The 13,232-nt window shown below is 59.8% G+C and carries 16 protein-coding genes and 1 pseudogene; 9 read left to right on the top strand and 8 right to left on the bottom strand.

Going from position 1 to position 13,232, the window contains the following annotated elements; genetic code table 11:
• Positions 1-2 precede the first annotated feature (2 nt).
• The 5 genes from LQ220_RS09265 to LQ220_RS09285 form a co-directional block, all read right to left on the bottom strand.
• Positions 3-761 (bottom strand): DNA-binding domain-containing protein, encoded by a 759-nt coding sequence (locus LQ220_RS09265; protein ID WP_230187993.1) that lies wholly within the window; start codon positions 759-761, stop codon positions 3-5.
• Entirely contained in the window at positions 758-1,600 is an 843-nt protein-coding gene (locus LQ220_RS09270) for a DUF692 domain-containing protein (RefSeq protein WP_230187994.1), read from the bottom strand. Before LQ220_RS09270 ends, LQ220_RS09265 begins: the two co-directional genes overlap by 4 nt.
• 95 nt (positions 1,601-1,695) lie before the next feature.
• Positions 1,696-1,962 (bottom strand): hypothetical protein, encoded by a 267-nt coding sequence (locus tag LQ220_RS09275; RefSeq protein WP_230187995.1) that lies wholly within the window; start codon positions 1,960-1,962, stop codon positions 1,696-1,698.
• A gap of 82 nt (positions 1,963-2,044) precedes the next feature.
• On the bottom strand, positions 2,045-2,686 hold the full coding sequence (locus LQ220_RS09280) for a DUF1109 domain-containing protein (protein ID WP_230187996.1): 642 nt from the start codon (positions 2,684-2,686) through the stop codon (positions 2,045-2,047).
• Positions 2,686-3,222: a sigma-70 family RNA polymerase sigma factor gene (locus LQ220_RS09285; protein WP_230187997.1), complete on the bottom strand. Its 537-nt coding sequence runs from the start codon at positions 3,220-3,222 to the stop codon at positions 2,686-2,688. The genes LQ220_RS09280 and LQ220_RS09285 overlap by 1 nt, the downstream gene beginning before the upstream one ends.
• A 226-nt stretch (positions 3,223-3,448) precedes the next feature.
• Between LQ220_RS09285 and LQ220_RS09290 the strand changes: the two genes are divergently transcribed.
• From LQ220_RS09290 to LQ220_RS09310, 5 genes are all read left to right on the top strand, one after another.
• A complete protein-coding gene (locus tag LQ220_RS09290) occupies positions 3,449-3,715 on the top strand; it encodes a DUF2282 domain-containing protein (RefSeq protein ID WP_230187998.1) in 267 nt (88 codons plus the stop codon).
• Positions 3,716-3,773: 58 nt separating this feature from the next.
• Positions 3,774-4,214: a DoxX family protein gene (locus LQ220_RS09295; RefSeq protein ID WP_230187999.1), complete on the top strand. Its 441-nt coding sequence runs from the start codon at positions 3,774-3,776 to the stop codon at positions 4,212-4,214.
• Positions 4,215-4,345: 131 nt separating this feature from the next.
• The gene (locus tag LQ220_RS09300) at positions 4,346-5,299 is read left to right on the top strand and encodes a metallophosphoesterase (RefSeq protein WP_230188000.1); all 954 of its coding nucleotides are present in this window, start codon (positions 4,346-4,348) and stop codon (positions 5,297-5,299) included.
• A gap of 35 nt (positions 5,300-5,334) precedes the next feature.
• Positions 5,335-5,709, top strand: coding sequence for a cupredoxin family copper-binding protein (locus LQ220_RS09305; protein ID WP_230188001.1), 375 nt, complete (start codon positions 5,335-5,337; stop codon positions 5,707-5,709).
• A gap of 35 nt (positions 5,710-5,744) precedes the next feature.
• Positions 5,745-7,199 carry an alpha/beta fold hydrolase gene (locus LQ220_RS09310; RefSeq protein WP_230188002.1) on the top strand — a complete coding sequence of 485 codons (1,455 nt, stop codon included), beginning with the start codon at positions 5,745-5,747 and terminating at the stop codon, positions 7,197-7,199.
• Positions 7,200-7,206: 7 nt separating this feature from the next.
• On the opposite strand, the gene LQ220_RS09315 is transcribed toward LQ220_RS09310, so the two are convergent.
• On the bottom strand, positions 7,207-7,611 hold the full coding sequence (locus LQ220_RS09315) for a helix-turn-helix domain-containing protein (RefSeq protein ID WP_230188003.1): 405 nt from the start codon (positions 7,609-7,611) through the stop codon (positions 7,207-7,209).
• A 99-nt stretch (positions 7,612-7,710) separates the two neighbouring features.
• Between LQ220_RS09315 and LQ220_RS09320 the strand changes: the two genes are divergently transcribed.
• Positions 7,711-8,706 (top strand): zinc-binding dehydrogenase, encoded by a 996-nt coding sequence (locus tag LQ220_RS09320; protein WP_230188004.1) that lies wholly within the window; start codon positions 7,711-7,713, stop codon positions 8,704-8,706.
• A 112-nt stretch (positions 8,707-8,818) separates the two neighbouring features.
• Here LQ220_RS09320 and LQ220_RS09325 read toward each other — a convergent pair whose 3' ends face one another.
• Positions 8,819-9,421 (bottom strand): CGNR zinc finger domain-containing protein, encoded by a 603-nt coding sequence (locus LQ220_RS09325; protein WP_230188005.1) that lies wholly within the window; start codon positions 9,419-9,421, stop codon positions 8,819-8,821.
• Between the two features lie 118 nt (positions 9,422-9,539).
• Here LQ220_RS09325 and LQ220_RS09330 point away from each other — a divergent pair, with 118 nt between their 5' ends.
• The 3 genes from LQ220_RS09330 to LQ220_RS09340 all read left to right on the top strand — a co-directional run bounded on the left by LQ220_RS09330 (position 9,540) and on the right by LQ220_RS09340 (position 12,318).
• A complete protein-coding gene (locus LQ220_RS09330; RefSeq protein WP_230188006.1) occupies positions 9,540-10,517 on the top strand; it encodes an alpha/beta hydrolase in 978 nt (325 codons plus the stop codon).
• Positions 10,518-10,697: 180 nt separating this feature from the next.
• Positions 10,698-11,495: an SDR family oxidoreductase gene (locus LQ220_RS09335; RefSeq protein WP_230188007.1), complete on the top strand. Its 798-nt coding sequence runs from the start codon at positions 10,698-10,700 to the stop codon at positions 11,493-11,495.
• A gap of 25 nt (positions 11,496-11,520) precedes the next feature.
• Positions 11,521-12,318: a haloacid dehalogenase type II gene (locus LQ220_RS09340; protein ID WP_290369027.1), complete on the top strand. Its 798-nt coding sequence runs from the start codon at positions 11,521-11,523 to the stop codon at positions 12,316-12,318.
• A 740-nt stretch (positions 12,319-13,058) separates the two neighbouring features.
• Here LQ220_RS09340 and LQ220_RS09345 read toward each other — a convergent pair.
• Positions 13,059-13,232 (bottom strand): annotated as a pseudogene (locus LQ220_RS09345) (transposase); the annotation flags it as partial.

Below are 13,232 nucleotides of genomic sequence, written 5' to 3' on the forward strand. Positions count from 1 at the left end.
CGTCATTCCTTCGGTTCGTTGATGGCAAGGATGAGGCCGTGGTCGATCCATTCGGCGAGCATCGACCCCGCGTGAGCAATTCCAGCTTCCTCACCCAATTGTTCGATCAGGATCGTGCACAGAGCGGTGAAGGAACTTCCCGAACCGACTATTTTGAGGGCGCGCTGTTCGATCGCTTCGATCGTGCGAAAACAGGGTGTGAAATCCTGGCGCCAGACGAGCATGGCGCCAGCATTTGGCAGCAAGACGGCAGCAGGCGGCGCATCCTGCGCCTCCAAGGCCGACCAGATCGCTCCCGCATTGGTACACGCCCGCCCGATGCGAACCGACGGAATCAAATGCAGGATTGCGCGATCCCAGTCGATCTGGGCCAATGTGTCGGCCGCGATTGTCGCCGCATCCGGGCCTTCGAAGGCCCGGCTTAGCGCCCAGTCGAGCCAGGCGAGTTCGGCAACTTCGGCATCGTCGGGATAAAGGTCCGCAAGTGTCTCGTCGAACCTCACGCCATAAGCGCCCAGCGTCCAGCCCGATGGCGGCGTCCGCTCGATATGGACGCGCGCGGCGTCGATGAAGGCATCTTCCCCGAGCCAGAGAAACGTCTTTGCGAACGTATCCTTCAAGCACTCGACGAGCTGGACGCGATAGGCGTTGTGATAGATGTCGAGGCCAGCGCGCGCATGGCCATCGACCCAATCATCCATCGCAACCGGAACGTCGGTAAGCCAGTCACGGAAATCCCGTTGCAAGGCAGCGAGGCTCATGCTGCCTGCCTTTCATCGCTGCCAGCGATTTCGCGCGCGATATCCAGCTCCGCTAACAGGTCGGCCAGTGGCGGAATGTCATCGTCCCGCTCAATCATCGTCGCCACCGCAGGGATCCGGTGGCGCGCGGTCGCATAGAGCGCCCACACTGACGGCGGCACGGGCTGATCATGGGTATCGATCAGACGATCCCGTCCCTGGCTGTGCCCGGCCAGATGAATCTGTCGCACGCGGTCCGCGGGGATACCGTCAAGATAGGCGATCGGATCGAAACCGTGATTGACCGCGCTAACGAAGATATTGTTGACGTCCAGCAGGAGCGCACAACCGGTACGGTCGCATAGCGCGTCCAGAAACTGCCATTCGGTCATGCTGTCGCCCATGAACTGCAGATAGGTCGATGGATTTTCGATCAGCATCTGCCGCTGCAGCACGTCCTGCGCTTGGCCGATGTTCGCACAGACCAGATCGAGAGCTTCTGTCGTATAGGGTAGCGGCAGCAGATCATGGGAATTGAAACCCTCGATCCGCGTCCAGCAAAGATGGTCGGACACGAAAAGAGGATCGACATGATCGACCAGCATTTTGAGCCGGCAGAGGTAATCCCGATCCAGCCCATCGGCTGATCCAACCGACATCGACACGCCGTGGAGAGCGACCGGATGCCGTTCGCGAATTCGATCCAGAGTGTAGCGGGGGCGCCCGCCGTCAACCATGAAGTTCTCGGAGATCACCTCGACGAAATCGACAGGGACGTTGTCCGAAAGGAATTGCTGATAGTGGGGGGTGCGCAGGCCGAGGCCAAAACCATCGAAGGGTGCGCTGGACGTGCCGGTCATTGAGCGTGCTCCGGATGGGTGAGGCCCGGCCGGGGGCAGCCGGGCCTCGGAGGGTCGGTCACGCACGGGGGGCGAACGTGACCGAAGGGGGAAAATTATTTGGGTTCGGTCAGGCTACCGCCGGCCGCGGCGCAAGCTTTGCTCGACAATGCCTTGAAGCCCTGCCCCTTGCAGTCGTTCAGCCCCTTGCATTCATTCTTGGCCGTCTTGCAATCGGAGGTGCCCTTGCAACTGTTCACGCCATAGCAGTGAACCGCCTTGGCACCGCCCGCAGCGAAAACCGGGGAGCTGGCACCTATGCCGGCGATAGCGAGGAGAGCTGCGGTCGTGGCGATGCTGACGCCGGACTTCATGGTGATCATGGAAGATGCCTTTCGAAGAGTTGGTCATTGCCGTGATGGCAATAGCTTCTTCGAAGCCATCGGCCGGTTGGTTACACGCGCTTCACCACCGCATGAACCGCGGACCAACACATGCGCCCAAAAGCGCGGCGAGGCCGATGCCCAGACTGTACCATGTAAGCACAAAGGTCGCAGACGCCTCGGGGCAATGCAGGCCATAGAGAGTTGCGGCGCAGGCTCCCGACGCAAGGCCGGCCGAAGCGCCAGCCAAACGCAACAATGTCGGGGCAAGCTTTCGGAAGGCCCAGAGCAGACCGACGAAAATCGGAAGCGCGCTGAGCAGCACATAGATCGCGCACCGCTTCCAGCTCTGTCCGAGCCAAAGGGAAAGCCAATCATGCGGCGGGGTTCGCACCAACTCGCCAACCGAAACAGCAGCGAGCAATCCAATCGGAATCACGAGCAACCAAAGCCATTCGGCCCGACCGGCCTCCGGTCGCGAAAGGTGCAGGGTCGCCATGACCGCACATAGGCCCAGCGACCCGGTGTAGGCCCACTTCATCCAGAATGAAAAACCGTGCATCGCCTGGCCAAGGTCGGGCCGAAAGCCCAGAATAAAGGCGATCCAGCCCATTGTGATGACGCTGCCGCTCATTATCCCGAGCAGGACCCTGCGTTCGACAACCGAACGAGACACCGGCGCAATATCGCCAGCCAGAGCACGGATGAGATCGTCGGTCTGCATTAGTCCGCTCCCCTCATTCGCGCCGCCAGCGCCTTCAGCCCGCGATGCACCGACACCTTGATGTCGGTTTCGCTCAGGCCTTGCGATTGCGCGGCCTCGGCGATGCTGAGGCCTTCGACTTTGGTATCGCGGATCGCCTTTGCCTGCTTGGCCGAAATGCCGCCCAGAAGTCGATCGATATCGATGCGGGCGGAGCAGGCATCTTCAAAACCTTCGGCAATCAGTATGTCCTCGAGCCCGTCAATGGTCTGCGTCTGTCGGGAGCGACGAAAATGGTCGATCATTTTGTAGCGCGCCACCGCATAGGCCCAGGCGACAAAGGGCCGATCGCGATCATAGGTCGCGCGTCGGCTGTGAATGGCCATCAATGTTTCCTGCACAAGATCCTCGACATCGTCGTTGGCGCCGCGAAGGCGGCGTCCGAAAAAGGATCGCAGCATGGGAACGAGCGCACGGAGCAATGCGGTATGAGCATCGGCGTCACCGTCAAGGCCGCCGATCATCCATATCCTAAGCTGATCTTCGCTCGCCCGCATGTGCACTCCCGAAATCCCATTCGAGCCAACAGGACGAATAGTTACAGCAGCATGTCGAAACAGGAGCAGTCCCCCTGCCGAGGCTTCCGTGTAACGAATGTCGCGCATCCCGCGAAGAAGCTTTTGTGACCCGGCCCGCTAGGCCTCCCAGGGTCGCCGTGCGGCGGGATTGTCCCCGATAGTTCCGTCGCACGTGAGGCCGCCAGCTATTCAACGGAGACGAACGATGACATCCACACCAGCCATATTGGCCGCCACTTTCGCACTTGCCCTGACGGCAGGCTCTGCCCACGCCGCAGCCAAACCACAGATGGAGAAATGCTACGGCGTTTCGCAGGCCGGTAAGAATGACTGCAAGGCAGGGGCGGGCACAAGCTGCGCCGGCACGTCGAAGGTCGCGTATCAGGGCGATGCCTGGAAGCTGGTCAAGGCAGGCACCTGCACCAAGATCAAGACGCCCAAAGGCTTCGGTTCGCTCACGCCCAAGGCCTGACCGCTATCTGGAACCTGCTGGACCGGCGGTTCCATGACCATCCCCAAGGAGAAGAGCGATGACATCTCTTGCGCGCCGTTATGGTGAAGCATCGGCCTGGTTGACCCGAAGCATACCGGAAAGTCTGCTGCTGCTGATTGCGCGCGTAAGCATCGCCGCCATCTTCTTCCTTTCGGGTCGCACCAAGGTGGAAGGCGTGCTCACCATCACGCCTTCCACCTATGATCTTTTCGACACCGAATATCATTTGCCGCTGATCCCCTCAGACATCGCCGCTCACGCCGCGACCTATAGCGAGCATCTTTTCCCGATCCTGCTCGTACTGGGCTTACTGACTCGGCCCGCCGCAGCGGCGCTACTGGGCATGACATTGGTGATCGAGATATTTGTCTATCCAGATGCATGGCCCACACATCTGAGCTGGGCCGCGCTGCTTTTGCCTCTCATCGCCCGTGGCGGCGGGACATGGGCAATGGATCGTCTGCTGCGGCTCGACTGAGCTGCGTGCCGAACGCCACCTTTCCGTGACGGCATCCGGCCACCGTCCAGTTTTTTTCACCCACATGGGAAAAAATGATCGGGGCTTCCGGTCTCCTCCCGTGAAGATATCAGATCATTGGAGATGCAAGAATGGACGAGCGGACAAGCGACCGTATCGATCGGCGTGGGATGCTGCAATGCATGGGTTGGGCTGGCACGGGCGCGCTCTACATGATGAGCGGCGGTATCGCCTCATCGGTCACCCTGGATGCAGCGCTGGCAGCAACGCGTCCCGGTGCGAGGCTGGCTCCGGTCGGCTCCTTCAGCTTCCTCCAGATCAGTGACAGTCATGTCGGTTTCGACAAGCCCGCGAACCCGGATGCGCGCGCGACACTCCGGGAGGCCGTGGCTAAGGCGAAGCTGTTGCCAGTGAAACCCTCCTTCATTCTGCATACCGGTGACATCAGTCATTTGTCGAAGGATGCCGAATTTGCGGATGCGGACGCGATCATCAGCGAGGCCGGCATACCCGTATTTCATGTCCCCGGCGAGCATGACATGCTCGATGAAGGTGGCGGCAAGGCCTATCTTGCGCGTTATGGCAAGGATACGCTGGGTGCAGGCTGGTACAGCTTCGATCACGATGGCGTCCATTTCGTAGCGCTCGTCAACGTTGCAAACCTCCAGCCCGGCGGGATGGGCCATCTCGGAGACGAGCAACTGACCTGGCTTGCTAAAGACCTGGCAGGACGATCTGCCAGTACGCCGATTGTTGTTTTCGCCCATATCCCGCTCTGGACCGTTTACGCCGATTGGGGCTGGGGCACCGACGACAGCACGCAGGCCTTGTCGCTACTGCGACGCTTTGGCTCGGTCACGATACTCAACGGCCATATCCACCAGATCATCCAGAAGGTGGAAGGCAATATCAGCTTTCACAGCGCCCGTTCGACCGCGTATCCGCAGCCCGCGCCGGGTGCGGCTGCTTCACCGGGGCCTCTTAGAGTCGCCACCGAGAGCCTGCACGGCATGCTCGGCATCCGGACGGCGACCGTCGTGCCGGGCCGCGAGCCTATTGCTCTTATCGACGCTGCGCTTGGCTGAACATCACCGCAACAACTATCCCCAGGGGGTTTTCCATGTTCGCTTTGTTATCCCGCCCCACGCATGCCGCTTGGCTCACGTTGGCATTTGCCGTGAGCCTTGCCGTAGCGATATGCCATCCCGCCAATGCCACCTCACCTGCCGCAGTAGTGGCCAGCGTGCAGGTCGTTCAGATCAAGAATTTTGCCTTCGTCCCGGCCATCGTGACCGTTGCACCGGGAACGACAGTCACATGGACCAATGTCGATGAAGACCCACACAGCGTCGTGGCCAACGACAAAGGCTTCCGGTCCCGTGCGCTCGATACCCAAGACAGATACTCGTTCACCTTCACCAAGGCGGGCGACTATGCCTATTTCTGTTCCCTTCATCCGCACATGACCGGCAAGATCATCGTCAAGCCGCGGTGACTGCAGCATTGCGACTGGAAATGGCTTCATTCGATATGTCTCGAGCCGTTTTCGTCATGCGGCGGTTCCTGTTATCCTGTTCAATGGTCATGGTGATCGTTTCGCCTTCCATGGCCGCACCGTCCGCCAACGAACGAACGCCCCGAGACACGTTCGCAGCCTGCCCGGATGAGGAGAGCGATGCTGCGCTTGCGGGAACCCTGTGCGCCCATTTCACGGCGCCCCTCGATCGGGGGCAACCGGGCGGCGACAAAATCGACCTGTTCGTGCGCAAGTTTCCGGCGCGCGGTCGCTCGCGGGGTCAGGTGTGGCTGGTTGCGGGAGGGCCAGGGGAATCGGGGGCATCCTTCTATCCGCTCCTGGCGACGTTGCGCGATAGCTTTGCCGATTTGGACCTGCTTATTCCCGACCATCGCGGAACGGGATTTTCGGACCGACTATGCCCCACCGAAGAAGCCGCCAGCAGCGCTGGCGGGGCGGCGCTCGACGGAGCGGAATGGGGTAGCTGCTTTGGTGCGCTCAATGCCGCGCCGCAACGAGCACGGGCTTTTTCGATCAGCAATGCCGCTAATGATCTGCGTTTGATGATCGATCGGTACAGGTCGGCCTCGCCGACCTGGGTTTACGGCGTTTCCTATGGCACTCAACTGGTATTGCGGATGCTGCAAACGCCGCCGATGACACCCATCCGCGGGGTGATACTCGATTCCCTCGTGCCACCGGAAGACACAGACAAATGGGATCTGAGCCATCGCTCCTTTATCGTCGATGCGGTCGGCCGGCGTGCCCTGCTCGCCTGTGGCCGTGTACGGCGCTGTAACGCAAAGTTTGCCGAACCCATCGAAACCGTGCTCCGTAGGTTAGTGGACGACCCTGCCACTGCGAAGCTTGTCGGTGGCGATCCGAAGCAATTTTTCGGGTCCCTGCTGGATATCCCTGACCTGCGCAGGCGCATCCCTGACATTGTTGACGGGCTTGTTCGGGAAGACAACACGGCACTGACGCAGGTGAAGGAACAGCAATCGGCGCTGGGCGCTCTCTTCAATCGCTACCCCCAATCGCCGATTTCGGTCCCCCTGGTCGCGATCATCAGCGGGTCGGAGAATAATGCCCGACCGGGCCTGACCCGCAAACAGGTGGCCACCGAGTCGCAATCCCTGCTCTTCACCAGCAACCTGCCCGCCTTGCTGGTCGACCCGGGCCTGCCGACTTATACGCATGACGCAGCGTTCGGTCGCCTTCCCGTTTCGCTTCCGCCCACCCTGGTTCTGCAGGGCGACATGGACCCCAAAACGCCCTTCGAAGGTGCCCTCGCTCATGTTGCACGGCTTCAATCCGCCGGCACGGTTGGCCTGCAGAAGATCGTCGGCGCGCCGCATTACGTGCTGCTCACGGCGCCAGCGTGTTTTACATCAATCGTCCGTGATTTCGTCACGACAAAGGTAGTTTCCGCCAAGCCGTGCGCCCTGTCTCGGTCGCCAAGGTCATGACCTCTGCTCAGACAGACAGAGTATGCTGTGCCGCCATCGAATGGACTGTCGGCGGTGCTGGACACTCAATCACCCGATCGATTTCGTCCAGCTCTTGCGCGTGACGCCTTCCCCAGTCGCATAGCGCCAACAGGACCGGCCCGAGACTTAGGCCGAGCGGCGTCGCACTATAGTCGACGCGAGGGGGCACCTGCCGGAATATCTCGCGATGAACGATGCCGTGCTCCTCCATCTCGCGCAACTGCTGGATCAGCACCTTCTGACTGATTGTCGGCATGCAGCGATGGAGTTTCGACAGTCGCAGCGCGCCGCCGAACAAATGGTAGAGAATGATGGGTTTCCAACGCCCGGCAATCACCTTGAGGGCACGTTCGGCTGGCAGCAGTGGTAAGCGCTTGATGGGATCGGCCATAGTTACCTCCCGGTGTGTATGCCACGAAAGAGTGTGTAGTTTCTCACGCTGTTATACGGCCACAGAGGAATCTCGTTACACATCCAAGCGAGATTCGTCATGAAAGCCATCCAGTTGCGCCGTTTCGGCAACCCAGACGTCCTGGACTATATTGATGTTCCAACCCCCGTTCCCGGCCCCGGAGAGGTGCTTGTCCAAGTTCATGCTGCGGGCGTCAATTTCGCCGATACGCTGATGCGACAGGACCGTTACGCCATAACCCCGCCGTTATCAGCTATCCTCGGGTCAGAAGTTGCAGGAACGATCGCAGCGCTAGGGGTCGATGTGGATGCGAATACCATTGCGATTGGAACCCGTGTCGCAGCCCCCCTGTTTGCTGCAAACATTTCTTTAGGCGGCTACGCCGAATTTGTGGTGGTCCCTGTCGACTATATCGTCCCTTTACCCGACAATCTGTCCTTTGATCAGGCGACCGCACTGATGGTTCAGGGGCTCACGGCGGCCTATCTCATCAAACAGGTGCCGCCGGCTGGCAAGACAGTGTTGGCGACCGGCGCTGCTGGCGGCGTCGGTTCGTTTCTTGTCCAGCTCGCACGGCAGGCCGGGGCACGCCACATTGTCGCGGCGGCAAGTAGCGAGCAAAAGCTGGCATTCACGCGGTCCCTCGGCGCGGATGTCGGCATCGATTATACCGACCCCCACTGGACGGTCTCATTGAACGCAGCACTTGGCGGCGCCGGACCGGATATCATCTATGAGTCGGTCGGAGGCACGATAACGATGGATGGGCTCGCCGCCCTGGCGCCGTTAGGGCAAATGGTCATCTACGGCGCACTCAACATTCAGCAGTTTGCGCTTGGCGTTCCCGATCTGCTTGGCCTCATTTTCAAGAACCAGTCGATCACGGGTTTCGCCCTAGTCCCGCTGCTGACCCCCGGCAGCTTGAAGCGAGAATTAGGTGCGCTGTTCGACGACGCAGCACAGGGCCTTCTGACGGTGACGATCGGAGGGGTCTATCCCCTGGCTGACGCCGCCGATGCGCATCGCGCGCTTGAAGCGCGCAACACCATAGGCAAGCTGATCCTCGTACCTTGACCGCGCCGCGAGCCGGATCCGTTTGCGTTCGGCTTTGTTGATCCTTCCCTGCGACCGGCGCTTGCAAACATAGTGTCAAGGTTCCGGCAAAGATCGTAGTCGTGCATGGGCGTCACGCTGACCTGGCGGTGGCCTTACGTTCTCGATATTGGGCCACCTTGTCGCGATTGCCGCACAGGGACATGGTGCACCAACGGCGCCGGTTGTTCTTGCCGACATCATAAAACTGCATGACGCAGGCCGGATTGTCGCAATGCCGCATCCGGCGGTGGTCGAAATCGGCAAGGAAACGAGCAAAATCCCACGCGACGGCGGTGGCAACAGGCGGACCGACAAGCTGGAGCCGCTCGTCGACGCGGATGGCGCTATCACCGGTTGAAAGATATAAGCGGATGCCGGAGCTTGCTATCAGACCGTTGACCGTGGCGATAAGGGTATCGGGCAGCGGCTCCGATGCTGCAAGGCAATCAAAAGCTTCGGCAAGTTGCTCTCGAAGCGCGTTTAGCGCTGAAGGCGGATCGATGGCCGCACTTTCATCCATCGCGATATTGGCTTGCCGCGCCCATTGCTCAACCGCCGGTTTTGTACCGATCAGATCCTGCACAACGCCGTTGATGACCGGCGTCGTGTTTACAAAATCGATCCACAAGAAGCCGCCAAGGAACGGCATGCCTTCCCTGAACTCGCCGACGAACTGGTGCTGCATCTTGGGCATGCGACTGGTCCAACCTCCTACGGACAAAACTACGTAACCGATAAAATGACACTTGACAGGTTATTTGTAAAGAGACACCATTAATAGCACATTTCATCGGTTACATGGAGATTCGTATATGACACATTCGTTCCGTTCCACGGCAGCCAGCCTGCTGGCAACGTCCGCTGCCAGCTTGCTCGCGGCCACGCCTTTACCCGCTGCGGCGGCTCCCGCCAATGCGCCATCCCACAGCGCCGTGGAGACGCTTTATCGGACAGCATCGGTGGAAGGCCGAAAGATATTCTATCGCGAAGCGGGCGATCGAGCAGCACCGACAATCGTGCTGCTGCATGGCTTCCCCACCTCGTCGCACATGTATCGCGATCTGATCCCGGCGCTGGCCGACAAATTTCACGTTATCGCGCCGGACTACGTCGGCTTCGGTCAGTCGGATGCGCCGTCCCATACCGCGTTCACCTATAGTTTCGACAATCTGACCGCCCACGTAGACGGTCTGCTCAACCATCTGCATCTGACGTCTTATATCCTGTATATGCAGGACTATGGTGGGCCGATCGGTTTCCGCCTGTTCACGGCGCATCCGGATCGCGTAAAGGGTTTCGTGATTCAGAATGCCAACGCCTATCTCGAAGGCGTGGGCGACAAGCCCAAGCAAGTGTTCCTGCCGCTTTGGAACAAGCGCGATGCAGCCACAGAGACTGCCGCGCGCGGGTTCCTGAAAGCAGAAACCACGCAGTTCCAATATATGGTCGGGGCCAAGAATCCCGAAGCGATCAGCCCCGACAACTGGGTGCATGACCAGTCTCTGCTCGATCGCCCAGGCACCGATGCCTACCAGCTCGACCTGCTCGAAAACTACAAGACCAATGTCGCTCTCTACGACAGTTGGCATGCCGCATTCCGGAAATATCAGCCAAAGACGCTGATCGTCTGGGGTAAGGCCGATCCTTTCTTCATTCCGGCGGGCGCTGAAGCCTTCAAGGCAGATCTACCGAACGCCAGACTTGTCTGGCTTGAGGCCGGGCACTTCGTGCTCGACGAGAATACGCCGCGCGTCGCCGAAGAGATCAAGGCAAGCTTTGCTGCACAGTAACTGCGCCTATTGGCGTCGATCGGGCTTCGCCCCGCAATAGCGGGCGATGGGCCGCTGGCGGATTTTCCTTCCCCCCGTAACCTGCCAGCGGCCAAATCCGTAGTTATTGATCATGCCAACCGCCGTATTTCGCTAGGCGGTTGGCCAATGTGACGTTGCAGTCACAGGAAGTAGCCTCACATGCATGAGCATTCCGATTTGTCGGCGCGCAAGCAGCGGACAGTCATCGTCACCGGTGCCGGCCGTGGTATTGGCCGTGCGACGGCAGTGCGACTTGCATGCGCGTTCGATCTTGTAACATTGGTTGCCCGCAACCCGGTCACGCTTGACCAGAGCGCGTCAGAAGTACGCGCAGCAGGGGCGGTCGCAGTGCCGGTTGCGATTGATCTGCGAACGCAAGGCGCATGTGCTGAGATTGTTGCTCGAACGCTTGAGACTGCAGGTCGGATCGACGCCGTCGTCAACATAGCCGGCGCCGTACCCCAGGCTGGCCCGATGTCTATGACCGACGAACAATGGGATGAGGGACTTGCGCTGAAACTCCATGGTGCGCGTCGCCTCGCGCTGGCCGCCTGGCCGCATCTCGTCGCCACCCGTGGCTCGCTTTTATTCATGTCCGGCGCAACCGCGCTGATGCCGAAGGCATCGCTCGCCGGCGTGTCGACGATCAACGCCGCCATCCTGGCCTTGGCCAAAGCATTCGCAGAGCAGGGGCTGACGGATGGCGTACAGGTCAATTCCATTCAGCTTGGAGCCGTCATGACGGACCGCCGGTTGGCAATCATCGAACGTTTCGCGCAGCAAAACGCGTATTCGATTGCCGATGCCATCGACGTCTATGCGCACGAATCCGGTATCGCACGCTATGGGCAGCCGGAAGACATCGCCGAGTTGGTCGCATTCCTGCTTTCGCCGGGCGCGCGCTGGATGACCGGCAGCACGTTGCGAATGGACGGCGGCGAAACCCGTTCGATCTAAGATAATTGCTTTTCATATGTGCCGTATGTGTTTGGAGCAGCTTGTGAGAAAATCACCTTCGTTGACACTTTCCCGCCGCGACGTCGTCAACGCGTTTGCAGTGGGAGCGGTGCTTTTACCCGCAGTGGGGCGAGCGGCCACGACAGATCGGAGGCCGGTCGACGCTATTGCGTTCGATGGCTTTCCTATCTTCGATCCGCGTTCGGTTGGAGCCATGGTACAATCGCTCATTCCAGACCGCGGCGGAGCGCTTGCGCAGGCGTGGAGCAACAAGCTTTTTGGCTATACTTGGCTTTACACCTCTGCGGATCGCTATGTGCCCTTCGACGTCGTCGCTGACGAGGCGCTGCGTTTTTCGGCCGATGCGCTTGGACTGGCGCTAAGCGCCGCAGCCCGCGGAAGACTGGTCGGCGCTTATTCGCAGCTCAACATCTGGCCCGATGTCAAACCCGCGCTCCAAAAATTGAACTCAGCTGGGATACAGCTCGCATTCCTGTCGAACCTCGGCAAGGAAGCACTGCGCACCAACATGGCCCGGAACGGAATCGCTTCCGCTTTCGCCCATGTCCTGAGCACGGATCGGGTGCGGAAGTTCAAGCCAGCCCCGGCAGCCTATGCGATGGCAATCGACGCCTTTGGTCTGCCCAAGGACCGGATTGGCTTCGCGGCCTTCGGCGGCTGGGATGCCGCAGGCGCCGCATGGTTCGGCTACCGGACGGCCTGGGTGAACCGTCTCGGCGTTCCCCGCGAACCTATCGAGCCCGGCCCCTCTATCGTAGCGCCCGGTATGGAAGCAGTTCTTGCTCTGGCCGGTCTTGCCTGAACGTTCTCGCCAGCAGCGCCCAGAAGACAAAACGCGCCAAGTGCACCCTGATCGTTGTGGCGGGTGGCGTAACGCAAACCGCATTCGCAACTGGCATGGCTGACAGGTCCTGACCCTAACCGCAGCACTGGTTTTTTTTTGCATAAGAGCGCCACCTTAATGTAACGGATTCCCGGTTTTCACCGAAGTCACTTGCATGCGGCGACTGCTATTCCTCAGCTTCATTGTCTTGCTTGGCATTGCCGGTTTCCGCAGCCGCATACGTCGCTGCTGCGGACAATTGCATCATGCCGGGCACTTCTGGTGCCGATCATTCGGTCGGTTGCCTGAATGCTATCCCGCGCTGTTATGGAAATTGGGCAACGGCACCACCCGCTTCCCCGGCTTGGCGCGCTATTCCCAAGGTCTTGGAGACTTATTGTCGACGATCAATCAGGCTTTAGCCGCCGTGACGATAACGAAGGTGAGGTCTTCACCATGAAGCGAATCCAACTTACCAACATTTTATTTGCCGGAGAATTTCCTATGAAGTCTTTTGCCAGAATCATCGCCGGTGTCCTACTCCTCACCGCAGGAACCGCATTTGCCTCAACCCCTGCAGTGGTCTCTGCGGCCTGTTGCGCCCTTGGCGCATGCTGCGGACTTCCTTGCTGCGGATAAGACACTATCGGCCAAGAGGTTTAGGGATTTGCCCGCACCTTTCCCCGATAAGCCAAAAATGCTTTAGGTGGTGTGGACACTTATCGTAGCCATAGCACGATGGCGGCGAGAGTGACGACGGCTCGATAGTTTCGGGCGGTTTTTTTCGAAGCGGGTGGCAACGCGGCGGAACTGCTTGAGTTTGGAGAAGCAGCATTCGACGAGATGGCGCTGGGCGTAGAGCTGCTTGTCGAGCGGGTGTTTGGAGGCTCGCG

The organism is Sphingobium sp. CECT 9361, assembly GCF_918741285.1.
GTDB lineage: Bacteria > Pseudomonadota > Alphaproteobacteria > Sphingomonadales > Sphingomonadaceae > Sphingobium.